The sequence below is a fragment of the Streptomyces sp. NPDC087859 genome (genome assembly GCF_044742595.1).
In the GTDB taxonomy this organism is placed as follows: domain Bacteria; phylum Actinomycetota; class Actinomycetes; order Streptomycetales; family Streptomycetaceae; genus Streptomyces; species Streptomyces canus_F.
The window spans coordinates 688,143-711,681 of the sequence record NZ_JBIUUU010000002.1; the positions used below are offsets into that span (position 1 = coordinate 688,143).

23 protein-coding genes are annotated in these 23,539 nt (G+C 71.3%); 12 read left to right on the plus strand and 11 right to left on the minus strand.

The features are described 5' to 3' along the window. Window positions 1-89: 89 nt before the first annotated feature. The 5 genes from ACIOHP_RS07085 to folE all read left to right on the plus strand — a co-directional run bounded on the left by ACIOHP_RS07085 (window position 90) and on the right by folE (window position 5,995). Window positions 90-1,214: a zinc-dependent metalloprotease gene (locus ACIOHP_RS07085; protein ID WP_401884039.1), complete on the plus strand. Its 1,125-nt coding sequence runs from the start codon at window positions 90-92 to the stop codon at window positions 1,212-1,214. A 191-nt stretch (window positions 1,215-1,405) separates the two neighbouring features. After that, the gene (gene tilS / locus ACIOHP_RS07090; protein ID WP_361552768.1) at window positions 1,406-2,434 is read left to right on the plus strand and encodes a tRNA lysidine(34) synthetase TilS; all 1,029 of its coding nucleotides are present in this window, start codon (window positions 1,406-1,408) and stop codon (window positions 2,432-2,434) included. Window positions 2,435-2,485: 51 nt separating this feature from the next. Then, a complete protein-coding gene (hpt, locus tag ACIOHP_RS07095) occupies window positions 2,486-3,046 on the plus strand; it encodes a hypoxanthine phosphoribosyltransferase (protein ID WP_046260375.1) in 561 nt (186 codons plus the stop codon). Window positions 3,047-3,229: 183 nt separating this feature from the next. After that, the gene (gene ftsH / locus ACIOHP_RS07100; RefSeq protein ID WP_361552765.1) at window positions 3,230-5,269 is read left to right on the plus strand and encodes an ATP-dependent zinc metalloprotease FtsH; all 2,040 of its coding nucleotides are present in this window, start codon (window positions 3,230-3,232) and stop codon (window positions 5,267-5,269) included. 120 nt (window positions 5,270-5,389) lie between these two features. Then, window positions 5,390-5,995 carry a GTP cyclohydrolase I FolE gene (gene folE, locus ACIOHP_RS07105; protein ID WP_266889305.1) on the plus strand — a complete coding sequence of 202 codons (606 nt, stop codon included), beginning with the start codon at window positions 5,390-5,392 and terminating at the stop codon, window positions 5,993-5,995. Window positions 5,996-6,052: 57 nt separating this feature from the next. Here folE and ACIOHP_RS07110 read toward each other — a convergent pair whose 3' ends face one another. The 6 genes from ACIOHP_RS07110 to ACIOHP_RS07135 form a co-directional block, all read right to left on the minus strand. After that, window positions 6,053-6,538 carry a DUF3180 domain-containing protein gene (locus ACIOHP_RS07110; RefSeq protein WP_361552762.1) on the minus strand — a complete coding sequence of 162 codons (486 nt, stop codon included), beginning with the start codon at window positions 6,536-6,538 and terminating at the stop codon, window positions 6,053-6,055. A gap of 56 nt (window positions 6,539-6,594) precedes the next feature. Further along, window positions 6,595-7,206 carry a 2-amino-4-hydroxy-6-hydroxymethyldihydropteridine diphosphokinase gene (folK, locus tag ACIOHP_RS07115; RefSeq protein ID WP_361552759.1) on the minus strand — a complete coding sequence of 204 codons (612 nt, stop codon included), beginning with the start codon at window positions 7,204-7,206 and terminating at the stop codon, window positions 6,595-6,597. After that, window positions 7,203-7,562 (minus strand): dihydroneopterin aldolase, encoded by a 360-nt coding sequence (folB, locus tag ACIOHP_RS07120; RefSeq protein ID WP_307027670.1) that lies wholly within the window; start codon window positions 7,560-7,562, stop codon window positions 7,203-7,205. The genes folK and folB overlap by 4 nt, the downstream gene beginning before the upstream one ends. Before the next feature lie 247 nt (window positions 7,563-7,809). Beyond that, window positions 7,810-8,313, minus strand: coding sequence for a nuclear transport factor 2 family protein (locus ACIOHP_RS07125; RefSeq protein ID WP_361552755.1), 504 nt, complete (start codon window positions 8,311-8,313; stop codon window positions 7,810-7,812). Continuing rightward, on the minus strand, window positions 8,310-9,263 hold the full coding sequence (folP, locus tag ACIOHP_RS07130) for a dihydropteroate synthase (RefSeq protein WP_401884043.1): 954 nt from the start codon (window positions 9,261-9,263) through the stop codon (window positions 8,310-8,312). Before folP ends, ACIOHP_RS07125 begins: the two co-directional genes overlap by 4 nt. Window positions 9,264-9,349: 86 nt before the next feature. Continuing rightward, a complete protein-coding gene (locus tag ACIOHP_RS07135) occupies window positions 9,350-11,161 on the minus strand; it encodes a phosphatidylglycerol lysyltransferase domain-containing protein (protein ID WP_401884045.1) in 1,812 nt (603 codons plus the stop codon). Window positions 11,162-11,393: 232 nt separating this feature from the next. Here ACIOHP_RS07135 and ACIOHP_RS07140 point away from each other — a divergent pair, with 232 nt between their 5' ends. Together ACIOHP_RS07140 and ACIOHP_RS07145 are read left to right on the plus strand one after the other, a co-directional pair. Then, window positions 11,394-12,521, plus strand: coding sequence for an alpha/beta hydrolase (locus tag ACIOHP_RS07140; protein ID WP_401884047.1), 1,128 nt, complete (start codon window positions 11,394-11,396; stop codon window positions 12,519-12,521). Between the two features lie 152 nt (window positions 12,522-12,673). Then, window positions 12,674-14,014 (plus strand): hypothetical protein, encoded by a 1,341-nt coding sequence (locus tag ACIOHP_RS07145; protein WP_401884049.1) that lies wholly within the window; start codon window positions 12,674-12,676, stop codon window positions 14,012-14,014. Between the two features lie 90 nt (window positions 14,015-14,104). On the opposite strand, the gene ACIOHP_RS07150 is transcribed toward ACIOHP_RS07145, so the two are convergent. Together ACIOHP_RS07150 and ACIOHP_RS07155 are read right to left on the minus strand one after the other, a co-directional pair. Beyond that, the gene (locus ACIOHP_RS07150; protein ID WP_361552740.1) at window positions 14,105-15,439 is read right to left on the minus strand and encodes a PH domain-containing protein; all 1,335 of its coding nucleotides are present in this window, start codon (window positions 15,437-15,439) and stop codon (window positions 14,105-14,107) included. Then, on the minus strand, window positions 15,436-15,939 hold the full coding sequence (locus ACIOHP_RS07155; protein ID WP_361552737.1) for a PH domain-containing protein: 504 nt from the start codon (window positions 15,937-15,939) through the stop codon (window positions 15,436-15,438). The genes ACIOHP_RS07150 and ACIOHP_RS07155 overlap by 4 nt, the downstream gene beginning before the upstream one ends. A gap of 31 nt (window positions 15,940-15,970) precedes the next feature. On the opposite strand from ACIOHP_RS07155, the gene ACIOHP_RS07160 reads away from it, so the two are divergent. Then, window positions 15,971-17,122: an NADH-quinone oxidoreductase subunit D gene (locus ACIOHP_RS07160; RefSeq protein ID WP_401884051.1), complete on the plus strand. Its 1,152-nt coding sequence runs from the start codon at window positions 15,971-15,973 to the stop codon at window positions 17,120-17,122. Here ACIOHP_RS07160 and ACIOHP_RS07165 read toward each other — a convergent pair. Beyond that, window positions 17,087-18,124: an SAM-dependent methyltransferase gene (locus tag ACIOHP_RS07165; RefSeq protein ID WP_401884053.1), complete on the minus strand. Its 1,038-nt coding sequence runs from the start codon at window positions 18,122-18,124 to the stop codon at window positions 17,087-17,089. The two genes, ACIOHP_RS07160 and ACIOHP_RS07165, sit on opposite strands and share 36 nt — an antisense overlap. A gap of 118 nt (window positions 18,125-18,242) precedes the next feature. On the opposite strand from ACIOHP_RS07165, the gene ACIOHP_RS07170 reads away from it, so the two are divergent. The 3 genes from ACIOHP_RS07170 to ACIOHP_RS07180 all read left to right on the plus strand — a co-directional run bounded on the left by ACIOHP_RS07170 (window position 18,243) and on the right by ACIOHP_RS07180 (window position 20,903). Then, complete coding sequence (locus ACIOHP_RS07170; RefSeq protein ID WP_361552728.1) at window positions 18,243-19,442, plus strand: sensor histidine kinase; 1,200 nt, start codon at window positions 18,243-18,245, stop codon at window positions 19,440-19,442. 106 nt (window positions 19,443-19,548) lie between these two features. Beyond that, window positions 19,549-20,220, plus strand: coding sequence for a response regulator transcription factor (locus ACIOHP_RS07175; RefSeq protein ID WP_361552725.1), 672 nt, complete (start codon window positions 19,549-19,551; stop codon window positions 20,218-20,220). A gap of 50 nt (window positions 20,221-20,270) precedes the next feature. After that, the gene (locus ACIOHP_RS07180; RefSeq protein ID WP_361496618.1) at window positions 20,271-20,903 is read left to right on the plus strand and encodes an AAA family ATPase; all 633 of its coding nucleotides are present in this window, start codon (window positions 20,271-20,273) and stop codon (window positions 20,901-20,903) included. 4 nt (window positions 20,904-20,907) lie between these two features. Here the strand turns inward: ACIOHP_RS07180 and ACIOHP_RS07185 are convergent, their stop codons facing one another. Beyond that, window positions 20,908-22,011, minus strand: a complete 1,104-nt coding sequence (locus tag ACIOHP_RS07185; protein WP_401884056.1) for a DUF5937 family protein — start codon at window positions 22,009-22,011, stop codon at window positions 20,908-20,910. Window positions 22,012-22,165: 154 nt separating this feature from the next. On the opposite strand from ACIOHP_RS07185, the gene ACIOHP_RS07190 reads away from it, so the two are divergent. Beyond that, a complete protein-coding gene (locus ACIOHP_RS07190) occupies window positions 22,166-22,381 on the plus strand; it encodes a hypothetical protein (protein WP_401884058.1) in 216 nt (71 codons plus the stop codon). Here ACIOHP_RS07190 and ACIOHP_RS07195 read toward each other — a convergent pair. Further along, window positions 22,371-23,537, minus strand: coding sequence for a threonine aldolase family protein (locus ACIOHP_RS07195; protein ID WP_401884060.1), 1,167 nt, complete (start codon window positions 23,535-23,537; stop codon window positions 22,371-22,373). The genes ACIOHP_RS07190 and ACIOHP_RS07195 overlap by 11 nt on opposite strands. Window positions 23,538-23,539: the final 2 nt, after the last annotated feature.

Consider the following 23,539-nt stretch of genomic DNA (forward strand, 5'->3'; position numbering starts at 1 on the left):
ATCCGTCCCGGACGGCCTCAGCGTGCCCGTCGGCCGCAACCGACCGCTGTGGCCTGCCCGAAGCGGGAACGCTCACGTACGGTTGACGCATGACGAGCATCGGTGGTGCAGAGATGGTCGACTGGAATCTCGCGGTGGCGACCGCGACCCGGCTCGTGAGGCCGGGCCCGGAGGTGAGCCGCGACGAGGCCAGGGCCGTCGTCGCCGAGTTGCGCAAGCACGCCAGGGCCTCGGAGGAACACGTCCGCGGCTTCACTCGAATGGGTACCGAGGAGACCCACGACACCCCGCTCCTCGTCGTGGACCGCGCGGGCTGGGTCAAGGCGAACGTCGCCGGCTTCCGGGAACTCCTGAAGCCGCTGCTCGAGAAGATGCAGGAACGTCGCAGCGGTACACCGGGCGGCGCGGTCTTCGGCGCCGTCGGCGGCAAGGTGACCGGTGTCGAACTCGGGATGCTGCTGTCCTTCCTGGCCTCCCGCGTCCTCGGCCAGTACGAGACCTTCGCCCCGGCCACCCGCGAACTCCCCGCAGGCGCCAACGGCGGCGGCCGCCTCCTGCTGGTCGCGCCGAACATCGTGCACGTGGAGCGCGAACTCGACGTAGAGCCCCACGACTTCCGCCTGTGGGTGACCCTGCACGAGGAGACGCACCGCACGCAGTTCACCGCCGTGCCCTGGCTGCGGGACCACCTGGAGGGTGAAATCCAGTCGTTCTTGGGGGAGACCGAGGTCGACCCCATGACCGTCCTGGAACGCATCCGGGAGGCCGCCCAGTCGCTTGCCGGCGGGCGCCCCGAGGGCGAGGAGGAGGACGGCGGACGGTCGCTGGTGGAGATCGTGCAGACGCCCGCCCAGCGGGAGATCCTCGGCCGCCTCACCGCCGTGATGTCCCTCCTGGAGGGCCACGCCGACTTCGTGATGGACGGAGTGGGTCCGGAAGTCGTACCGACCGTCCAGGAGATCCGCGAGAAGTTCCAGCAGCGTCGCGCCAAGGGCGCCTCCCGCCTGGACATGGCCCTGCGCAAGCTGCTCGGTCTGGATGCCAAACTCAGGCAGTACCGCGACGGCGAACGCTTCGTGCGCGCCGTCGTCAACGAGGTCGGCATGGACGGCTTCAACCGTGTGTGGACCTCCCCCAACACCCTCCCGACGAAGACGGAGATCGCCAAACCGGCGGACTGGATCGCGCGGGTGCACCGCAAGGCCGAGTCGTGAGCCCCGCGGAAGGGTCGTGAAAGAAAACCGGCCGACGGCAGGCGAACGCCCCTTCAATCACCCGTCCGAGGGACCGTGAGCCCTGGGTAGGCGTGCAATGCTCGGGTAACGCCCCGGTTCTGTCACCATCTACACACTCTGAGTGACCGAACTCGGGCTCACCCCCGAAAACTTCATGAAGGGAACCGGACATGGGTCCCCATCCTGCGGTCGCGGCGATACGCCTGGCGGTCCGCCGCGCCCTCCACGACATCCTCAACGACCATCAGACCTCCTCCGCCGAGCAAACCCCGTATGAGCGCCCGCCGTCGCCGCTCGTGCTCGTGGCGTGCTCCGGCGGCGCCGACTCCATGGCCCTCGCCTCCGCTCTCGCGTTCGAGGCCCCCAAACTCGGCATCCGCGCGGGTGGCGTCACCGTCGACCACGGCCTCCAGCCCGGCTCCGATCTGCGCGCCGACGAAGTCGCCCTGCGCCTGCGCGAACTCGGTCTCGACCCCGTCGAGTCCGTCGCCGTGACCGTCGGCCGCGAAGGCGGACCCGAGGCAGCCGCCCGCGACGCCCGCTACGCCGCCCTCGACGCGGCCTCCGCACGCCATGGAGCCTGTGCCGTCCTGCTCGGCCACACGCGCGACGACCAGGCCGAGACCGTCCTGCTCGGCCTCGCCCGCGGCTCCGGCATCCGCTCCCTGTCCGGAATGGCCGCGGTCTCGGGGGCCGGCGGCCGTTACCGCCGCCCCTTCCTCCAGCTCGACCGGCAGACCGCCCGCAAGGCCTGTCTGGTCCAGTCGCTCCCCGTCTGGGACGACCCGCACAACGCGGACCCGGCGTACACGCGTTCCCGCCTGCGCCACGAGGGCCTGCCCGCCCTGGAGAAGGCCCTCGGCAAAGGTGTCGTGGAGGCACTCGCCCGTACGGCCCAGCTCTCCCGCGACGACGCCGACGCCCTCGACGCCTGGGCCAGCCAGGCCGAGACCGCCGTCCGCGACGCCGCCGGCCTCCTCGAGTGCGCCAAGCTCTACGCCCTGCCACCCGCCGTGCGCCGCCGCATCCTGCGCCGCGCGGCCATCGAGGCCGGCGCCCCCGCAGGCTCGCTCTTCGCCCGTCACATCGAGGAAGTCGACCGGCTGATCACCGGCTGGCGCGGCCAGGGAGTCATCAATCTCCCCGGCAAGGTCGTCGCCCAGCGCCAGGGTGGCAGACTGGTGATTCGGCAAGGCTGAATCCTTACGCCCCTCAGCGGGGCCGGACAGCTGGTGGGACGACCGAAAGTGATGCGGGTGGACGCGAAAGACATGGGCACCGACCTCAAAGAGGTGCTCATCACCAAGGAAGAGATCGACGCCAAGCTCGTAGAGCTGGCCGCGAAGATCGACGCGGAGTACGCGGGCAAGGACCTGCTCATCGTCGGCGTCCTGAAGGGCGCGGTGATGGTCATGGCCGACCTCGCGCGGGCGCTGTCCACCCCCGTCACCATGGACTGGATGGCCGTGTCGTCGTACGGCGCGGGCACCCAGTCCTCCGGTGTCGTCCGGATCCTCAAGGACCTCGACACCGACATCAAGGGCAAGCACGTCCTGATCGTCGAGGACATCATCGACTCGGGCCTGACCCTGTCGTGGCTGCTGTCCAACCTCGGCTCGCGCGAGCCGGAGACGCTCAAGGTGTGCACCCTGCTGCGCAAGCCGGACGCCGCCAAGGTCGCCATCGACGTCGAGTGGGTCGGCTTCGACATCCCCAACGAGTTCGTCGTGGGCTACGGCCTCGACTACGCCGAGAAGTACCGCAACCTGCCGTTCGTCGGTACGCTCGCGCCCCACGTCTACGGCGGCTGACCCGAAGGGCCCAGCCCCGTAGGAAGATCGGGAACCCTGGCGGGCACCGCGCCGTTGGAGCATGCAGACGGGTTCGTCAGCCGTCCTGTGCGTCTTCGGACGACAATGCTGGGGTACCGTCAGAAGAACTGTCTTATCAAACTCACTATGGCAGGAGGGACGGGGCGACACCGCTCCGTATGGATGGACGTGAAGCGATACTTCCGTGGGCCGGTCATGTGGATCGTGCTGGCCGTCCTTGCCGTGGTCGTGTTGATGCAGGTTGTCGGCTCGTCCGGCGGCTACAAGACGGTGGACACCGGCCAGGTCGTCCAGGCGATCAATGAGAACAAGGTCGAATCAGCCAAACTGACCACCGGCGACGAGCAGACCATCAAGGTCCAGCTCAAGGACGGCGAAAAGGTCGAGGGCAGCTCCAAGATCCAGGCGAGCTATATCGGCGACCAGGGTGTGGACATCGCCAACACCCTGCAGGGCAAGTTCCAGCAGAAGCAGATCCCCGACGGGTACACCGTCTCGCCGACGAAGCAGAACGCCTTCGTCGGGATCCTGCTCTCCCTGCTCCCCTTCGTCCTCATCGTGGTCGTCTTCCTGTTCCTGATGAATCAGATGCAGGGCGGCGGCTCCCGGGTCATGAACTTCGGGAAGTCCAAGGCGAAGCTCATCACCAAGGACACCCCCAAGACGACGTTCGCCGACGTCGCCGGATCCGACGAGGCCGTCGAGGAGCTCCACGAGATCAAGGAGTTCCTCCAGGAGCCGGCGAAGTTCCAGGCCGTCGGCGCCAAGATTCCCAAGGGCGTACTGCTGTACGGCCCGCCCGGCACCGGTAAGACCCTGCTCGCGCGTGCTGTCGCGGGCGAGGCAGGCGTGCCGTTCTACTCGATCTCCGGTTCCGACTTCGTCGAGATGTTCGTCGGTGTCGGTGCCTCCCGAGTCCGTGACCTCTTCGAGCAGGCCAAGGCGAACGCCCCGGCGATCGTCTTCGTCGACGAGATCGACGCGGTCGGCCGCCATCGCGGCGCCGGCCTCGGCGGTGGTCACGACGAGCGCGAGCAGACCCTGAACCAGCTGCTCGTCGAGATGGACGGCTTCGACGTGAAGGGCGGCGTCATCCTGATCGCCGCCACGAACCGGCCCGACATCCTCGACCCGGCCCTCCTGCGCCCCGGCCGCTTCGACCGCCAGATCGCGGTCGACCGCCCGGACATGCAGGGCCGTCTGGAGATCCTCAAGGTTCACCAGAAGGGCAAGCCGGTCGCACCGGACGTCGACCTGTCGGCGGTCGCCCGCCGGACGCCGGGCTTCACCGGCGCGGACCTGTCGAACGTGCTGAACGAAGCGGCGCTCCTGACGGCGCGCAGCGACAAGAAGCTGATCGACAACCACATGCTCGACGAGGCCATCGACCGCGTCGTGGCGGGCCCGCAGAAGCGGACCCGGATCATGTCGGACAAGGAAAAGAAGATCACCGCGTACCACGAGGGCGGACACGCCCTGGTCGCGGCGGCCTCCCCGAACTCCGACCCCGTCCACAAGATCACCATCCTGTCCCGAGGCCGTGCCCTGGGCTACACGATGGTGCTCCCGGACGAGGACAAGTACTCGACCACGCGCAACGAGATGCTCGACCAGCTCGCCTACATGCTGGGCGGCCGCGCGGCCGAGGAACTGGTCTTCCACGACCCGACCACGGGCGCCGCGAACGACATCGAGAAGGCCACGGCGACGGCCCGCGCGATGGTCACGCAGTACGGCATGACCGAGCGTCTCGGCGCCATCAAGTTCGGTGGCGACAACACCGAGCCGTTCCTGGGCCGGGAGATGTCGCACCCGCGTGACTACTCGGAAGAGGTCGCCGCGCTGGTCGACGAGGAGGTCAAGAAGCTCATCGAGACGGCGCACAACGAGGCCTGGGAGATCCTGGTCGAGAACCGTGACGTCCTCGACGCGCTCGTGCTCCAGCTGCTGGAGAAGGAGACGCTGAACAAGGAGCAGATCGCCGAGGTCTTCGCTCCCATCGTCAAGCGTCCCCCGCGGCCGGCCTGGACCGGCTCCTCCCGTCGCACGCCGTCCACCCGTCCGCCGGTGCTCTCCCCCAAGGAGCTCGCACTGACGAACGGCGCCAACGGTGCGACGCCGGCGATCACCACCGCCAAGTCCACGGCGGCGGACTCCTCCCCGGCGGCCGAGCCGGTCACCGAGGACCGTCCGGAGAACTGACACCCCGGGCCCCGGTGACCCCACCGGGCCCGGAATGGATGCCGCGCCCCCCAGGATCTAGCCTGGGGGGCGCGGCGCTTTTCGGCCGCGTCGGCAGGTACCCCCAGGAACGAGGCAGAGATGACCGACCCCGTGACGCTGGACGGCGAGGGCTCGATCGGCGAGTTCGACGAGAAGCGCGCCGAGAACGCGGTGCGCGAGCTGTTGATCGCGGTGGGGGAGGACCCTGACCGGGAGGGGCTCAGGGAGACGCCGGGGCGGGTGGCTCGGGCGTATCAGGAGATATTCGCCGGGCTGTGGCAGAAGCCCGAGGACGTGCTGACGACGACGTTCGACCTGGGGCACGACGAGATGGTGCTCGTGAAGGACATCGAGGTGTACTCCACGTGTGAGCATCACCTGGTGCCGTTCCGGGGTGTCGCACACGTCGGCTACATTCCGGCCACCAGCGGCAAGATCACCGGCCTGTCCAAGCTGGCGCGGCTGGTGGATGTCTACGCCCGTCGGCCGCAGGTGCAGGAACGACTCACCACGCAGATCGCGGACTCCCTGATGGAGATCCTGGAGCCGCGCGGTGTGATCGTCGTCGTCGAGTGCGAGCACATGTGCATGTCGATGCGCGGTATCCGCAAGCCGGGCGCGAAGACCATAACGTCGGCGGTGCGGGGGCAGCTGCGGGACGCGGCGACACGCAATGAGGCGATGAGCCTCATCATGGCCCGCTGACGCACCGGACAGGGCGTCTGGGGGCTGGGGCGCGGGCCGGTACGGGGCTTTTCGGCGCTATGCCGGCGACGCCGCCCCCGTGTTCCGGTCGTCGTCCTCCGGGAGTTTGCAGACCCGCTCCAGGAAGATCGCGGCCACTATGACCGCGATACCCGCCAGGACCGAGAAGCCGGCGTAGATGGCCTGGTCGCGGCGGGCGGGGATGTCGAGGGACTCCAGAAGGAAGACGCCCGTGCCGCCGTACATGCCGGCGACCAGGGCGGCCACGAGGGCGCTGGCCTGGCCGAAGACGACCGCGCGGGCCGCCATCAGGGGGTCGACGCCCTTGGCCTCGGGGCGGCGCTCACGCTGGGCCTTGAGGCGGGAGCGGATCGAGAGCGCCGTGGCGACCAGCACCACGGCGATCAGCGCGAGGACGATGGGGGCGGCCAGGGGGACGCTGGGCAGGGTCCCGATCGAGTTCCACAGGCGGGCGCCCGCCCAGGACAGGATTGCGGCGATGACGAAGACGCCGGCCAGCAGCCTGATGCGCAGCTCTCTCACGGTGCCCCTTCAGCTCCCCCGGATCCCACGAACAGTGGTTGCTTTGACCTTAACGACTACTCGGGCAGCCGGAGTTCCAGGTCCGGGCGGGCTTCGACGCCGATTCGGGTGACGGTGGCCAGCAGGCCGGACACCGGGCCGCGGCCGGGGAGCTGTGCCTGCGGTTCCACGTCGTTCCACGGCACCAGGACGAAGGCGCGTTCATGGGCGCGCGGGTGGGGGAGCGTGAGCGTCGGGTCGTCGGAGACGACGTCGGCGTAGGCCACGATGTCGACGTCGAGGGTGCGCGCGCCCCAGCGCTCGTCCCGTACGCGGTGGAAAGCCTCCTCGACCGCGTGGGCCCGCTCCAGGAGCGAGGACGGGGGCAGCGTCGTCTTCACCACGACGACCGCGTTGAAGTACGACGGCTGGCTGCCGGGCTCGACGCCCCACGGCTCCGTCTCGTAGACCGGCGACACCGCCTTCACACGGACGCCCGGGGTGTCCTCGAGGGCGTCGATGGCCCCTTGGAGGGTCTCCAGGCGGTTGCCCAGGTTGGCGCCGAGGGAGATCACGGCCCGTTGCGGGTTGTGCAGGGTGGTGTCGGCGGCGTCGACCTGCTGTACGACGGCGGCGGGCACCGGCTGTACGGTCGGGTCGCTGTGACCCTCGGTGAACGAGGCAGTCATACTCGGCTCCGGGTGATGGTGATCGTCACGTCGTCGAAGGGGACCGTGATCGGCGCGTCCGGTTTGTGGACGCAGACCTCGACCTCCTGGACCTCTTCGTGCTTCAGACAGGCCTGCGCGATGCGCTCGGCGAGCGTTTCGATGAGGTTGACGGGCTCGCCCTGGACGACGGCCACCACCTCCTCCGCCACGATTCCGTAGTGCGCGGTCTTCGACAGGTCGTCGTCGGCGGCGGCCGGCCGGGTGTCCAGTCCCAGGACGAGGTCCACGACGAAGGTCTGACCCTCCTCGCGTTCCTCGGGGAACACACCGTGGTGCCCGCGGGCCTTCAGGCCGCGCAGCGCGACACGATCCACGCGAATCACTCCTGCAATCGTCGGTGACGGCCGGTTCGTGTCGTGTGCGGACGGCACACCGGCCTCGAACGAATCTACCTGCGGGCACTGACAGGGCCGGGCCACGGGGGCGCGGGTCCGAGCCGGGGCCAGAGGTTTCATCGGGTGTTTCCCCTGGGGAACCCGGTGGCTCACGGGTTGGTAGCCGCCCCTACCCCGGGGTCCGTGATTCCAACCACTTCTTGGTCCCTGCGGGGCGCCTACCCACTCAGGAGGGTGTGCTGTCCGGTTCGTCCTCGTCGTTTTCGGCCAGAACGGGGGAGGCGTGGTGGGACCAGAGTTTCCAGCCGGACGGGGTGCGGCGGAACACGTTGGTCGCGACCACCAACTGGCCGACGAGCGGGCCGAGCTCCTCGCCGCCCTCGGGGGCGGGGCCGCCGCTGAGGATGTTCTCGGTGCAGTTGACGAGGGCAGTGTCGCCGGTGACGGAGACGTGCACGTCGGTGAGGAAGAACTGGATGTAGTCGGTGTTCGCCATGATCAGCGCGTACGACCTGAGGACCTCACCGCGGCCGGTGAGCACGGGCCAGCCGGGGTGCACGCAGGAGATCACGCCGGTGTCGGCCGGATCGTGGTACTCCTCGTCGACGCCGAGGTCGGCCGGGGTGAGCCAGAGGGAGGACAGCTCTTCGAAGTCGCCGCGCTCCATCGCCTCGTAATAGGTGGTGTTGGCGGCTTCCACCTGCTCGACGTCGGTGTGTGGGGCGCTCACTGGTCGCCTTCGGGGGAGTGGGCGCCCGGGGTGCTCGTCGCGGCGGTGCGCGCTTCGCTCGCGTGAGTTGTCCCCCGCGCACGGTCCGATGTGCGCGCGCCCTCCACGGCGCGTGCGACCCGTACGGCGTCCGCCGTCGCGCGCACCTCGTGCACGCGCACCGCCCACGCGCCGGCCTGCGCCGCGAGAGCGGAGACGGCGGCCGTCGCGGCGTCGCGCTCGCGGGCCGGGGGCGGGGCGCTCGCGGGGCCGGCGAGGACGCGGCCGAGGAAGCGCTTGCGGGAGGCGGCGACGAGGAGGGGGTGGCCGAGGGAGAGCAGGCGGTCGAGGTGGGCGAGGAGGACGAGGTCGTGCTCGGCGTCCTTGGAGAAGCCGAGGCCGGGGTCGACGACGACGCGGTCGGGGGCGATGCCGCCGGCGAGGACGGCGTCCACGCGCGCGTGGAGTTCGTCGACGACTTCCGCGACGACGTCGGCGTAGACGCCCTTGACGTTGCCGCCTTCCAGGAAGCCGCGCCAGTGCATGACGACGAAGGGGGCGCCGGAGTCGGCGACGACGGGAATCATCGCCGGGTCGGCGAGGCCGCCGCTGACGTCGTTGACGAGACAGGCGCCGGCGGCGAGGGCCTGGGCGGCGACCGAGGCGCGCATGGTGTCCACGGAGATGGTGACGCCCTCGGCGGCGAGGCCGCGCACCACGGGGATGACGCGCTTGAGCTCCTCGGCCTCGTCGACGCGGGTGGCGCCGGGGCGGGTGGACTCACCGCCGACGTCGACGAGGTCGGCGCCCTCCTCGACCAGGGCGAGGCCGTGCTTGACGGCGGCCGTCGTGTCGAACCAGCGGCCGCCGTCGGAGAAGGAGTCGGGGGTGACGTTGACGACTCCCATGACCGCGCAGCGGTCCCATTCCGGCAGTCCGACGACGCGCCCGCGTCCGCTCTGCTTGCTCATACGTTCAGCCTAGGCCCAGGGGGGAGCCACGAGGCCGCCCGGCCCGCGGAGCGGTGGTCGCCCGCCGCGTCCCGGGCCGTCCGAGGTCACGCCGCGCGGACGTCTCGTTCCGCGACGGCGTGGGCACACGCGCGTGCGGTGATCCGGCGGCGGCGAAGGAAGCGCGGCAGGGGGAGGCCGAGGTTGACGAATCCCTCGGCCTGCATGGCGGCGAAGCCGATGCGGGGAAGGTCGCCGGAGGCGCGGTAGACGACGAAGCGGGGCTCCCAGCGGGGCTGGAACTTCGCGTTGAACTTGTACAGGGACTCGATCTGGAACCAGCGGGACAGGAAGACCAGCAGCCCGCGCCAGGCGCGCAGCACCGGGCCCGCGCCGATCTTCTCGCCGCGCGCGAGGGCGGCGCGGAACATGGCGAAGTTCAGCGACACGCGCGCGATGCCGAGCTTCGGCGCGGCCTGGAGCGCGGCCACGATGAGCAGTTCGTTCATGCCGGGGTCGGCGGAGCGGTCGCGGCGCATCAGGTCCAGGGAGACGCCGTCGGTGCCCCAGGGGACGAAGTGCAGGATCGCCTTCAGGTCGCCGTACTCACCCGGCGCGGCGTCCGCCTTGTGGGCGGTGGCGATCAGGCAGTCCCCGTCGGTGGGGTCGCCGATGCGGCCCAGCGCCATGGAGAAGCCGCGCTCGGTGTCGGTGCCGCGCCAGTCGTCGGCGGCGCGGCGGATGCGCTCGAGTTCGGCGTCGCCGAGGTCACGGACGCGCCGTACGCGAGTCTCGTAACCTGCGCGTTCGATGCGCTTGACCATCTGGCGCACGTTGCGCATCGCGCGCCCGGCGAGGGAGAAATCCGCGACGTCCACCACCGCCTCGTCGCCCAGTTCCAGGGCGTCCAGGCCGGTCTCGCGGGTCCAGACCTCGCCGCCTGTCTCCGAGCAGCCCATGACGGCGGGCGTCCAGGAGTGGGCCTTCGCCTCGTCCATGAAGCGCTCGATGGCGCCCGGCCAGGCCTCGACGTCGCCGATGGGGTCGCCGCTGGCGAGCATCACGCCGGAGACGACGCGGTAGGTCACCGCGGCCTTGCCGCTGGGGGAGAAGACGACGGCCTTGTCGCGGCGCAGGGCGAAGTGGCCGAGGGAGTCGCGGCCGCCGTGCCTGTCCAGTAGGACCCTGAGGCGGGCCTCGTCGTCCTCGGTGAGCCGCGCGGCGGGGTGTTCGGGGCGGAAGGCCAGGTAGATCGTCGTGATCGCGGTGAGCAGGCCGAGGGCGCCGAGGGAGAAGGCGACCGTCCAGGAGGTGTTGCCCTGGTAGTCGACGGGGCCTTCGAAGCCGAACAGGCCGTACAGGACGTGGGTGATGCGGTCGGCCAGGCTCGGGTCGCCGACGAGCGTCTTCGGGTGGACGCTGACGATGACCAGCCCGAGTGCGAGCGAACCGGCGCCCATGAGGACGAAGTTGGCGAGCGCGCGCCACCGGCTGCGCGGGTCGGGCAGCGCCCTGAACTGGTCGCGGTGGATCAGCAGCGGAGCGAGCAGGGCGAGCGAGATGAGCGCGCCCACCGGGGAGTGGCGGTACGTGAACTGTGCGACCGCGCCGGCCGGCAGCAGGGCCACGGCGGCCCGCCAGGCCCGCCGCTTGCGGCGCCTGAGGCCGTGGGCGAGCAGGAGCAGCAGCACGCCCGTGCTCAGGGAGAGCGCCGCGGCGAACGGGCCGAGCGCGCCGGGGAGCACCTCGGCCATGGTGTGCATACGGCTGTGCCGGAAGCGCGGGAAGACGCCCGCGGCGATGTCCAGCAGGCCCACGATCGCGCAGGCTCTGGCGACCAGGACGGGGACGGCCTCGGGGCGCGGGCCGCGCAGCGCGTGCCGTGCCCACAGTGATCGGTTCGGAACCCCGCCCGACATTTCCACATCTGTCCTGACAGACATCGCATCCCGTAGTTCTGCGAGAAAGCTTGGATCCGGGCCCGCATCGGGCATCCGGCGACATTGCGCCCTCTAGGACGGTGTCTTCGAGGGAGAGGTTCACTCGCTTCCTCAAAGCCGGTTCAAAGGCCGGGAAAAGGGCCGGACAAGCCTTCGCGAAGATCCGCGGGGCACGCCGGCACGGGGAGAAAGCGCAGGCAGGAAACCAACCATGGGTCTCACGGGGAACAACGTGCTGGTGCTGGCGGTCGGGTCGGCGGTGCTGCTCTTCGTCGGCACGGTGTGGCTGTGGCCACGGCTGTCGCGGCGGAGCTGGCGGGCCGTCGGCGGGCGGGTGGGTCTGCTGCTCGCGACCCAGCTGGCGCTCTTCGCGGCGGTCGGGCTCGCCGCCAACCAGGCCTTCGGGTTCTACGCCAGCTGGGCCGACCTGTTCGGGCAGGAGGACGAGCAGGGGGTGGTCGTCGATCACACGGCGAACGGCGGCTCGGGCGGCCCGCTCCAGGTGACGGACGTACGGCGGGTCAAGGAGGCGGGCAGCGCGCGGCCGCAGAACGGCGGCCAGATCCAGAAGGTCGCCATTGTCGGCCGTACGACGCACATCGCCACGTCCGCCTTCGTCTATCTGCCGCCGGAGTACTTCCAGCCGCAGTACCGCGCGCGGACGTTTCCCGCCGCCGTGGTTCTCACCGGATATCCGGGCACCGCGCAGGCGCTGGTCGACAAACTCCACTATCCGAGCACGGCCTTGGACCTTGCCAAGGACGGCCGTATGCAGCCGATGATCCTGGTGATGATGCGGCCGACGGTGGCGCCGCCACGGGACACGGAGTGCGTCGACATTCCGGACGGACCCCAGACGGAGTCGTTCTTCGCCAAGGACCTGCCCGACGCCGTTCTCGCGCACTACAGGGTGGGGAGGAAACCGGGCAGCTGGGGCGTCATCGGCGACTCCACGGGTGGCTATTGCGCGCTGAAGCTCGCCATGCACCACCCCGAGGTGTACGCCGCCGGCGCGGGCCTCTCGCCGTACTACAACGCGCCGAGCGACCCCACCACCGGCGATCTCTTCCAGGGCGACAAGGGGCTGCGTGATCGCGCGAACCTGTTCTGGTACCTCAAGCACATGCCGGCGCCCGACACTTCACTGCTCGTCAGCAGCAGCAAGATCGGTGAGGCGAACTACAAGGACACGCTGAAGTTCATAGACCGCGTGAAGGCGACGAACCGGACGCGCGTCTCGTCGATCATCCTCGAAAGCGGCGGGCACAACTTCAACACCTGGCGGCGGGAGATTCCGGCGACGTTGCAGTGGATCAGCGGTCGGTTGAGCGATCGATGACAAATGATCTTGCGGTGGGGCCGGTGGATCGCGTCCCTGTTGTCGAATTCGGTGGCGGGTCTGATTCCTGATGTCGTGTGAAGGCTGCGGGATGGCGGTGTTTTTACGGGCCGGGGCACCACGATTCGCCTACGCGCGGTAAGTTTCTGGCCATGCCACGTGGACGTCACCGCCATTCCCCGCCCTTGCACAGGCTGCTTCCCCCGTCGGCGATCGCAGGCGTCTCCGTCGTCTGCGCCTTCGGCCCCTGGGCGTTCTCGCAGCCGGCCGTGCTGCGTGTCGTCGCCGCGGCCGCCGCGGCGACGGCGGTCGTCGGTGCGGCCGTCATGCGCCGCTGGGACACGCAGGCCGGCAAGCAGGTAGCCGACCTCATACGCGCGCGTGCGGGCGACGAGTGGCGCTTCGAGGAACGGGTCGCCGAACTGGAGACCGACCTCGAGGAGTCGCGCGAACTGCGCGGCAAGCTGGAGCAGCGGCTGCGGTCCAAGCGCACGGAACTGGCGGGCCTGCGCAACGAGCACGCGGCGCTGCTGCGCCGGTACGCCACGGCGGAGACCGAGCGGGCGAGCGCCCTGGAGGGCCGCCGGCTGCTCGAGATAGAGGCCACGGCACCGGTGCCGGCGCGCGCGCTGCCGCCCGTGCCGGTCGCCGTCGAAGAGGCCGGCGCTGTGGCTGCCCCGGCCGAGGACGAAGCGGTGGAGACCGAGGACGAGGCGGTGGAGAGCGCCGAGGCCGCTGAGGGCGCCGAGGCCGTCGACGACGAGCCGGACGCGCCCCCGATCTTCTCGCCGGAGGGCTCCCAGCTGTTCCTGCGGGCGAAGGCGGCGCTGTCCCGGTTCGACGGCGCCGAGGGTGCCACGAAGGACGACGCTCCCGAGGCCCCGGCCCAGGAGGGCTCGACGAAGGACAGCTCTCCCAAGGACGGCTCCGCCAAGGACGACGGTTCCCCCAAGGACGACGGCTCCCCGGACGGCGACGGCGGTCCGAAGGGCGAGGGCCCCGCGAAGGACGTTCCGGCGCAGACCGGTCCCGTCGCCGCACAGGTGGTCACCTCCGGTGACCCCGGAGCGGAGGCCGCGCAGGAGGACGAGGCGCAGGGGCAGCCCGCGGCGGTCGACGGGCATACGCGCGCGGCCGCCGTCACCACCACGCCGGCCAAGCCGGCCCAGCCCGCGCAGCAGTCCTCCGGGCACTTCGTCGCACCGACCGCGGTGGCCGTCGCGCCGGCCGCGCCCGTGCGGCGTGCCGCCGTCGAGGGCGGCTTCGACTTCTTCGGCATGCAGAAGGCCTCCGCCGAGCTGGAGTCCGTGCAGAACGAGGACCTCGCCGACGTGGTCGGCCAGGAGGCGCTCGCCCTCCACAAGGCCGAGTCCGAGGCGGAGTTCAAGCCCGCGGACGAGGCGTCCCGGGGCATCGGCCAGGTCATCGACCTGACGGCGCACGACGAGACCGAGCAGATCGATGTGCAGGGGCTGCGGAGCGCGGTTTCCTGAACGACGTGTCGACCGGAACCGCGCGGACTCCCCAGGGGGCCGCGCGGTTCTTGTTCTCCGTCGGGCCCGATCAGGCGCCCGACAGCCCGCTCAGGCCATCCACCGGTCGGGCCGGGCGTCCCGCCGCCCCGTCCGTGACCTCTCCGCCTGCGCCCGCAGCAGCTCCGCGGCCTCCTCCACGTCCCGCAGACGCGCTGTGACGGTCTTGTTGGCCCCCGTGTCCACATGGACGGCGGCGAGCCGCCACAGACGCTGCCAGGGCCCCTGGGCCAGCCGTACGCTCTGGACCTTCGCGTGCGGGACCAGGGCGAGGCTGCGGCGCAGCAGGCCCTGCCGGGACGCGAACACCGCGTCGGTGACGGCGAGTCCGTAGCCCCGCCACCACACGGGCACACAACGCCCGGCGCGCCGCGGGGGCCGGGACAGCGCCGACGGGGGCGGTACGACCACGCCGGGCAGCACGCGCGCGACGATCGCCTCGGCGACCTCGCGCGGAGCGACGGGCACCAGTACGGAGTTGGACGACCCGGCCACGTCCAGCTCGACCCGCACCCAGCCGCGCCGCCGCCACAGCAGCGGCTCCACGATCCGTACGGTCTGCACGCGCCCCGGCGGCACCGTCTCGTGGGTGCGGTCCAGGAGCCCGTGGTCGATCCGCAGCCCGTCGGGCGACTCGCCCACGGTCCAGTCGTACTCGCCGACGAACCGCCCCACGCTGCTCGCGCCCGCCGCGCCGAGCAGCGGCACGCCGGTCGCGAGGACCGTCCACAGGCTGTGGGTGGCGAACCACAGCACGGGCGGCACGACGAGGGCGGCGGCCAGCGTGGCCCAGGTGGCGCCCGTCAGGACGAGGGCGATCGCGAGGTCGCGCGGGGGCGTGCGCAGCAGCTCGCGCGCCGGAGCCTCGCCGACTTCGTGCGCCGTCTCGGGCGCGAACCCGGCGGCGCGGGCGAGGAGTTCCGCGCGGAGCGCCCGCGCCTCGCGCTCCCCCAGGAAGGCCAGTTCGTCCTTCTTGTCGGTGCCTATGACGTCGAGTTTGAGTTTCGCGACGCCCGCCACGCGTGCGAGGAGCGGCTGGGTGACGTCGATCGCCTGGATGCGTTCCAGCCGAATGTGCGCGGTGCGCCGGAACACCAGGCCGGTACGGATGCGCAGTTCGGCCTCGGTCACCGCGAAGTGCGTGTACCACCAGGTGAGGAAGCCGTAGAGGGCGGCGGCGGGGACGAAGAGGGCGAGGACGATCAGCAGGACCGTGGGCGTCAGCCGGGTCAGCTGGCGCTGTGTCTGGTCGGGGTCGTGCACCGCCCACCCGATGAGCACCGCGACAGGCGCCCACGCCCGCCTGAGCGGGGTCACGGGATGCAGCCGCCGCTCGGTCACGGGCGGCTTCTGCCGTACGGCGTCGTCGATGCCCGGCGTCGTCACAAGCCCGCCGATCGTGCCTGGCCGAGCTCGGTGAGCCGGTCGCGCAGCCGTTCCGCCTCGGCCGGCTCCAGGCCCGGGATGGTCGCGTCGGTCGCCGCGGCCGCCGTGTGCAACTGCACGCTGGACAGCCCGAAGTGCCGCTCCACGGGCCCTGAGGTGACCTCGACCAGCTGCATCCGGCCGTACGGCACGACGGTCTCCTCGCGCCACAGCACACCCCGGCTGATCAGCAGGTCGTCGGCGCGCTCGGCGTACCGCCAGGAGGCCCAGTTGCGGCCCAGCATCACCCAGCCCCACGCCATCAGGGCGAGCGGCAGCAGTGCGAACGCGGCCCAGCCGGGGCCCGCGAGCAGGTTCAGCAGCACACCGACCGCCACGGCCAGCAGCCCCAGCCACACCACCAGCAACAGCCGTCGCATCCGCAGCAGCCCCGGAGGCAGGCCGATCCACACCGGCTCGCCCTCGGCCGTCTCCGCGCCCTGCCCGTTCCCGGTCTCCATGAGGTCAGCGTACGTAGGACAGACTGTGTCCATGACTCCCACGACGGAGACCACGGTCGGTATCGGCGGCGCCGCGGAGAGCACCGACATGGTGCTCAACATCGGGCCCCAGCACCCGTCGACGCACGGTGTGCTGCGCCTCAGGCTCGTCCTGGACGGCGAGCGGATCCAGCACGCCGAGCCGGTGATCGGCTATATGCACCGGGGCGCGGAGAAGCTCTTCGAGGCGCGCGACTACCGTCAGATCATCATGCTCGCCAACCGCCACGACTGGCTGTCGGCCTTCTCCAACGAGCTGGGCGTGGTCCTCGCCGTGGAGCGCATGCTGGGCATGGAGGTCCCTCCGCGCGCGGTGTGGACGCGCACCTTGCTCGCGGAGCTCAACCGGGTGCTCAACCATCTGATGTTCCTGGGCTCCTACCCGCTGGAACTCGGCGGCATCACGCCGGTCTTCTACGCGTTCCGGGAGCGCGAGGTGCTCCAGAACGTCATGGAGGAGGTCTCCGGCGGACGTATGCACTACATGTTCAACCGCGTCGGCGGCCTGAAGGAGGACCTGCCGGCCGGGTGGGCCACGCGCGCGCGTACCGCCGTCGCCGCCGTGCGCTCGCGGATGGACGTGTACGACGACCTGGTGCTCGGCAACGAGATCTTCCGGGGGCGCACGCGGGGCGTGGGCGTGCTCACGCCGGAGGCCGTGCACGCGTACGGCGTGAGCGGGCCGATCGCGCGTGCCTGCGGGGTCGACTTCGATCTGCGCCGGGACGAGCCGTACCTCGCGTACGAGGAGCTCAAGGACACCCTGAGGGTGGTGACCCGCGAGGAGGGCGACTGTCTGTCCCGCTTCGAGGTCCTCCTGGAGCAGACCCACAACGCCCTCGACCTCGCCGACGCCTGCCTCGACCGCCTGGCCGAGCTCGCGCCCGGCCCGATCAACCAGCGGCTCCCGAAGGTCCTGAAGGCGCCCGAGGGCCACACGTACGCGTGGACCGAGAACCCGCTCGGCATCAACGGCTACTACCTCGTCAGCAAGGGCGAGAAGACCCCGTACCGCCTCAAGCTCCGCTCGGCCTCGTACAACAACATCCAGGCGCTCGTGGAGCTGCTTCCGGGCACGCTGGTCGCGGACATGGTCGCGATCCTCGGGTCACTGTTCTTCGTGGTCGGGGACATCGACAAGTAGCGCCCCGAGCGGTGTGTCCGGGGCGTCCGGGACCGCGACCGGCTGGAGCAGCCAGCCGAAGTCACCGAGGCCGCCGGGGGCGGTGAGTTCGGCGGCCTCGCCGGCGCTCGCGAGGGCGCGTACGTAGGCCGCGGGCTGTGTGGAGGCCAGTGCGAGCGGGGGGCGTGCGCCTGCGATCCCCAAGGCGCGCAGGGCGGCGCGTTGTGTCAGTACGCGCCCCCCGGGCAGCGCGCACGCGTCCAGTGCGACATGCGCCGTGATGTCGCACGACCCGTCCGGTACGGGCGCCGTCTCGCGCCCCGCGCGGAAACCGGTGAGCGTCCCGAAGAGGGGGCGCGCGCCGACCGCGTGCGCGTAGTCGACCGCGACCGCGAGCCCCCGTCCGACCGTCGCGACCGCTGAGGCCCACGCCTCGTCCCGGGGCAGCCCCACCTCCGCCCGCAGCCCCTCCTCGGGCGGCAGCGGCCACCACCGCGCCAGCCACCGCGCCTCCGCGCCGGAGAACGGCTCCCCGAGCCGCTCGGTCCCGTCGGACCGTACGAGCACCCGGCGGGCCACGCCCGCGGCATCCGTCTCGGCGATCTCCACGGGCACGTTGTCCAGCCACTCGTTGGCGAACAGCAGCCCGGTGATCCCGCGCGGGAGGTCGGTCAGCCACTCGATCCGGTGGTCGAGGCCGGCCGGGCGGTCGGCGCGTTCGACGGCGTACGCGCGCGTGCGGAGGGCCAGGTCGGCGGGCAGCGCGGCGAGCACCCCGGTGACCAGCTCGCCGCGGCCGGCGGCCATGTCGACGAAGTCGAGCGTCGCGGGCCGGCCCAGGGCCTCGTCGACCCGGCCCAGCAGCCGCGCCACGGCCTCGGCGAACAACGGCGACGCGTGCACCGACGTACGGAAGTGCCCGGCCGGCCCCTCGGGCCGGTGATAGAAGCCCCCGGGTCCGTACAGGGCGGTCTCCGCGGCCGCCCGCCAGCCGCGCCATTCACCCGCCGTGTCGTCCGTCACGCCGCCAGATTAGGCGTACAGAGGAACGGGGCCTCCACCTTGGGGAGTACGCGGGCCGGGCATGGATCGGTCCTCCGGTTGACCCCTGCACGCTTCACGCTTCCCTACGCTGGGTTACGTGCAGCGCCTCTATGACTTCCTCCGCAGAAACCCGACAGGGGTCGACACCTTCTGGGCCGTCTTCCTGTTCGGGATCTCGCTGCTGAGCGGGACCGCCAGTTCGGCGGTGCGGGGCAACGACTCCCCGGCGCTGATCGTTCCGATCGCGTTTCTGCTGTGCCTGGTGATCGCGCTGCGCCGGCGTATGCCGGAGCAGATGCTGGTGCTGTCGGTCGGGATCGGTCTGACGCAGCTGGTGCTGAACGTCCAGACGATGGCCGCCGACTTCGCGATGCTGGTGATCGTCTACACGGTGGCCGCGACGGGCTCCCGATGGGCCTCCCGGCTCGCACTGGCCGTGGGGCTGTGTGCGGCGCCGATGGCCCAGGCGCGCTGGCCGCTGGACGGGAGCGCGCTGGGCAATGTCGCGAAGGCGATCTTCCTGACGGTGCCGTTCGCCCTCGCCTGGGTGCTCGGCGACTCGATCCGCACCCGGCGGGCCTACTTCGCGCAGCTCGAGGAGCGCGCGAGCCGGCTGGAGAAGGAGCGCGAGGCGCAGGCGAAGGTCGCGGTGGCCGCCGAACGCGCCCGGATCGCGCGCGAGCTCCACGACGTGGTCGCGCACAACGTCTCGGTGATGGTGGTGCAGGCCGACGGCGCCGCCTATGTCCTCGACGCCGCACCCGACCAGGCGAAGAAGGCCCTGGAGACGATCTCCTCCACCGGCCGTCAGGCGCTGGCCGAGATGCGCCGCCTGCTGGGCGTGCTGCGCACCGGCGAGCACCAGGAGGTCGGCGAGTACGTCCCGCAGCCCGACGTCGAGCAGATCGACGACCTCGTCGAACAGTGCCGCACCTCCGGTCTGCCGGTCGACTTCAAGGTGGAGGGCACACCACGCCCGCTGCCGAGCGGCGTCGAGCTCACGGCGTACCGCATCGTGCAGGAGGCGCTCACCAACACTCGCAAGCACGGCGGGCCGAACGCGGGCGCCAGCGTGCGCCTGGTGTACTTCGACGACGGGCTCGGCCTGCTCGTCGAGGACGACGGCAAGGGCGCCCCGCACGAGCTGTACGAAGAGGGCGGCACCGACGGACAGGGCCATGGCCTGATCGGCATGCGCGAGCGGGTCGGGATGGTCGGCGGCACTCTGGACGCCGGGCCCCGTCCCGGCGGAGGGTTCCGTATCAGCGCGCTGCTCCCGCTCAAACCGGCGCATTGACGCCGACGCACGCCCTGTGTTGACACCTGTAACAACCCCGCTCTACCAGCCCCGCCACGGCAATCAGCAGAGTCACAAGAACCTGAAAGAGACGGAAGAGGACCCGATGACGATCCGCGTGATGCTCGTCGACGACCAGGTGCTGCTGCGCACCGGGTTCCGGATGGTGCTCGCCGCCCAGCCGGACATGGAGGTCGTCGCCGAGGCGGGCGACGGCGTCGAGGCCCTCGAGGTGCTGCGCGCGACCACCGTCGACGTGGTCCTGATGGACGTCCGGATGCCGAAGCTCGACGGGGTGGAGACCACCCGCCGCATCTGCCAGGGGGACAACCCGCCGAAGGTGCTGATCCTGACCACCTTCGACCTCGACGAGTACGCCTTCTCCGGGCTGAAGGCGGGCGCGTCCGGTTTCATGCTCAAGGACGTGCCGCCCGGCGAACTCCTCACCGCCATCCGCTCGGTGCACAGCGGCGACGCGGTGGTGGCCCCCTCGACCACGCGCCGCCTCCTGGACCGGTTCGCGCCGATGCTGCCGAGCACCGGCAAGGAGCCCCGGCACAAGGAGCTGGAGCGGCTCACCGACCGTGAGCGCGAGGTCATGATGCTGGTCGCCCAGGGTCTGTCCAACGGCGAGATCGCGGCCCGGCTCGTCCTGTCCGAGGCGACGGTGAAGACCCACGTGGGCCGCATCCTCACCAAGCTCGGCCTGAGGGACCGGGTGCAGGTGGTGGTCCTGGCCTACGAGACGGGACTGGTGCGGGCCGGCGGGCACGGCTGAGACGGCGGGCACGTGACTCCCGCGTAACCGGTGCCCACTAGGGTCTGCGCATGCTCCTCTGGATCAACGGCCCCTTCGGGGGCGGGAAGACACAGACGGCGTACGAGATCCAGCGGCGGCTGCCCGGCAGCGTCGTCTGCGACCCCGAGCACGCCGGCTTCGGTCTGCGCCGCATGCTGCCACCCGAACTGCGCGGGGACTTCCAGGACTTGAAGACCTGGCGGCAGGGCGTCGTCGAGGTGCTCGACCTCGCCCTCACCAAGCACGACGGCGTGGTGATCGCCCCCATGACGGTCACGGACTCCGGCTACTTCGCGGAGACCGTGGGCCGGCTGGGCGAACTCGGCCACGACGTACGCCACTTCACCCTCCTCGCCCGGCGCGAGACCGTCATGAAGCGGCTGCGCGAGCGCGGTTTCGGGCACCTCCTTCAGTACGTCGGCGGGAAGAACGCCGGTCTGGGACGCGAGACCTGGGCCGTGCAGCAGCTCGACCACTGTCTCGAGCGGCTGCGGGAGCCCGAGTTCGCCGAGCACCTGTGGACGGACGAATCGACCGTGCCGAAGACGGCCGACCGCATCGCCGTCCTGGCCGGGCTGACGCTGCGGCCGAACAACGAGGGCGCGCTGCGGACGCGGCTGAGGCAGGTACGGGTCGGGGTGAAGCACATCCGGTTCGACTGACCGGCTACCTGAGGATCCCCTCCAGGAAGTCGCTGCCCAGCCGGGCCACGACCGCGATGTCCAGCTGGTGCTGGACGTACCGGCCGCGACGGCGCGTGGTGATCAGGCCCGCCTTCTTCAGGACGCTCAGGTGCCGGGATATCTCGGGGGCCGTCATCCCGTGCGCCTGTGCCAGCTCGCTCGTGGTCCAGGCGCTGCGGGCCAGGTGGCGGCAGATCCGCATCCGGACGGGGTGGGACAGGGCGGTCATGCGCAGGGCGAGCTGCTCGACGGAGGGCGGCGCCGCGAGTTCGGGGGAGCCGACCGGATAGTGCACCACGGGCTGCCAGCCGGGCCGGTACAGAACGGCCAGGTGGGGCCAGCCGAGACTGGTCGGCACGAGGATGAGGGGGCCGTCCCCCGTGGTCGTACGGCCCACGCTCAGCTTGTCGACCGTGATCTCGGCGGCGCCCTCGTCGAGAGCGATCGCCGGGGACGCGGCGGCCAGCGCCTCGGCGAGGCCCTTGCGGCGCACGAGGTCGGTCTTGTGGCGGGCGTCCGCCGCGAGCTGGTGGCGCAGCCGGGACCAGGTCTCCGCGAAGAACGCCTCGTCGCAGTCCTGGAGGAACTGGCGCAGCCAGGCCCGGATCTTCGGCGGGTCGGTCAGCAGCAGCTCGGTGAACCGCTCCTGCCGCGGCCCCCGCGCGGCGGCCAGCTCCAGGGCGCGTCGGCCCTGCTCGGCGTCGACGAGCCAGCCGCTCCCGACGTCGTAGCAGGTCGCACAGCTGAACTCCAGCGCCGCGTTGACGAACTGCTCGTCCGTGAGCTTGTCCAGCAGGTCCAGTTCCTCGGCGAGCGTGGCTCCGGGGAGGGCGGCGCCGCCCGGGATGCCCGCGTACGGCAGGAACAGGTCCGCGAACGTCGTCGTCCACAGGAAGTCCGCGTCGCACATCCGGTCGGCCAGATGCGGGTCGAGGCGGGCCAGTACGCCCGTCACCCAGCCCTGGAGCCCCGGATGGTGGCCCGGCTCCGACAGCGCGTGCAGCGCCATGCCGAGCTCGGCCAGGGGCGAGGGGACGACGGCGACCCTCTCCGGCCGCAGCCCCGCGATGTCGATGCGCACGCTCATGACCTCATGGTGCACCCCGCCACTGACAGCGCCGCCCCCGATTGACGGCCGCCGTCAATCGACGCGACTTCGCCGCCGTACCGGCGCAACCTGGGAGCACGGGGCAGCCGCGGAGCCCGACCCATCGGACAGCGTCCCGAGAAGGCGATACGCCATGAGCCTCACCCAGCAGTACCTCCTCGACACCTACCGCGCCCAGCGCCTCGGACAGCCCGCCCCGCCCGCGCCCGGTACGCACGACTGGCAGGTCGTGCGCGAACTGCGTGACCACCGGCGGTTCCGGGCGGTGCTCGCCGAGCGGCCGGCCCGCGGGCGGATACGGCAGGCCCTGACCCGGTGGCCGCACCGGCGGCCGCGGCCTAGCCGCTGAGCCGGGCCACGAAGTCCGCCACCGCCGCCTTCACGTCGTCGGCCGTCCATTCCAGGCCGGCGGCGCCGACGGTCACCTCGGCGAGGGCCAGACCCGGACCGCCGCGGTCCCAGTAGCCGGCGAACAGATACGTCCCCGTCTCCTCCGCCTGCCGCACCGCCGCCTCCAGCAGCACGTCGGCGTCGTACGGCAGCCAGACCTGGAACTGGTGGGTGTGCGGCTCCTCGGGATGCACGCGCGCCCAGGCCACTCCCGCCTCGGCGAACCCCTCCCGCAGCGCTGCCGCCACCACGCGCGCGTGGCGGACGTACTCCGGCAGCCTCGGCAGCTCCCGTTCCAGGCCGACGAGCGCCGACAGCGCGGTGGGGAACTGCTGGAAGGCCATCCCGCCGTACCGGTGGCGCCAGGTCTTCGCCTCCTCCACCAGCGTCTTCGGGCCGGCGAGCGCCGCGCCGGCGAAACCGTCGAGGGACTTGTAGAACGACACGTAGACGCTGTCCGCCAGGCCCGCGATCTCGTCCAGGGGGCGGCCGAAGTGGACGGTGGTCTCCCACAGGCGGGCGCCGTCGAAGTGCACCACCGCGTCCCGCTCGCGCGCCGCCTCCACGACCTCGGTGAGCTCCTCCCAGGTCGGCAGGACGAACCCGGCGTCCCTGAGAGGCAACTCGAGCATCAGCGCGCCGTAAGGCTCCTCGAAGTCGCGTACCTCCTCGGCGGTGGGCAGCCGCGGCTCGCCGGTCAGGCGCACCGGGCGCAACCCGCTGACCTGGGCGAGGGCATGCCGTTCGTGGACCTCGGGGTGGGCCAGGGCGTGCAGGGCGACCATCGGGTTGCCGGTGCGGCCCGCCCAGCAGCGCAGGGCGACCTGCTGGGCCATCGTGCCCGTGGGGAAGAACGCGGCGGCCTCCTTGCCCAGCACGGTCGCGACCCGCTCCTCCAGGGCCGCCACGACCCCGTTCCCGTAGATGTCCGCGGACTCGTCCACGTCGTACACCTCGGGTGCGGCCTCCGCGAGCGACGCGAGCCGCTGCCGGATCGTGCCGCTGAGCCCTCCGCGCCACAGGACACGCCGCGCCGCTCGCAGGGCCTCCCGGCGCCGCTCCCGCAACCGCTCCTCCGCCGACCGCTCTTCAACCTGCTCCGCAGCATCGCTCATGC

Excerpts from the sequence above, each read along its gene's own strand:
- ACIOHP_RS07085 (WP_401884039.1), top strand. The coding sequence starts at position 90 with ATGACGAGCATCGGTGGTGCAGAGATGGTCGACTGGAATCTCGCGGTG.
- tilS (WP_361552768.1), top strand. The coding sequence starts at position 1,406 with ATGGGTCCCCATCCTGCGGTCGCGGCGATACGCCTGGCGGTCCGCCGC.
- hpt (WP_046260375.1), top strand. The coding sequence starts at position 2,486 with ATGCGGGTGGACGCGAAAGACATGGGCACCGACCTCAAAGAGGTGCTC.
- ftsH (WP_361552765.1), top strand. The coding sequence starts at position 3,230 with ATGGACGTGAAGCGATACTTCCGTGGGCCGGTCATGTGGATCGTGCTG.
- folE (WP_266889305.1), top strand. The coding sequence starts at position 5,390 with ATGACCGACCCCGTGACGCTGGACGGCGAGGGCTCGATCGGCGAGTTC.
- folK (WP_361552759.1), bottom strand. The coding sequence starts at position 7,206 with ATGACTGCCTCGTTCACCGAGGGTCACAGCGACCCGACCGTACAGCCG.
- folP (WP_401884043.1), bottom strand. The coding sequence starts at position 9,263 with ATGAGCAAGCAGAGCGGACGCGGGCGCGTCGTCGGACTGCCGGAATGG.
- ACIOHP_RS07135 (WP_401884045.1), bottom strand. The coding sequence starts at position 11,161 with ATGTCGGGCGGGGTTCCGAACCGATCACTGTGGGCACGGCACGCGCTG.
- ACIOHP_RS07140 (WP_401884047.1), top strand. The coding sequence starts at position 11,394 with ATGGGTCTCACGGGGAACAACGTGCTGGTGCTGGCGGTCGGGTCGGCG.
- ACIOHP_RS07145 (WP_401884049.1), top strand. The coding sequence starts at position 12,674 with ATGCCACGTGGACGTCACCGCCATTCCCCGCCCTTGCACAGGCTGCTT.
- ACIOHP_RS07155 (WP_361552737.1), bottom strand. The coding sequence starts at position 15,939 with ATGGAGACCGGGAACGGGCAGGGCGCGGAGACGGCCGAGGGCGAGCCG.
- ACIOHP_RS07160 (WP_401884051.1), top strand. The coding sequence starts at position 15,971 with ATGACTCCCACGACGGAGACCACGGTCGGTATCGGCGGCGCCGCGGAG.
- ACIOHP_RS07175 (WP_361552725.1), top strand. The coding sequence starts at position 19,549 with ATGACGATCCGCGTGATGCTCGTCGACGACCAGGTGCTGCTGCGCACC.
- ACIOHP_RS07180 (WP_361496618.1), top strand. The coding sequence starts at position 20,271 with ATGCTCCTCTGGATCAACGGCCCCTTCGGGGGCGGGAAGACACAGACG.
- ACIOHP_RS07185 (WP_401884056.1), bottom strand. The coding sequence starts at position 22,011 with ATGAGCGTGCGCATCGACATCGCGGGGCTGCGGCCGGAGAGGGTCGCC.
- ACIOHP_RS07190 (WP_401884058.1), top strand. The coding sequence starts at position 22,166 with ATGAGCCTCACCCAGCAGTACCTCCTCGACACCTACCGCGCCCAGCGC.
- ACIOHP_RS07195 (WP_401884060.1), bottom strand. The coding sequence starts at position 23,537 with ATGAGCGATGCTGCGGAGCAGGTTGAAGAGCGGTCGGCGGAGGAGCGG.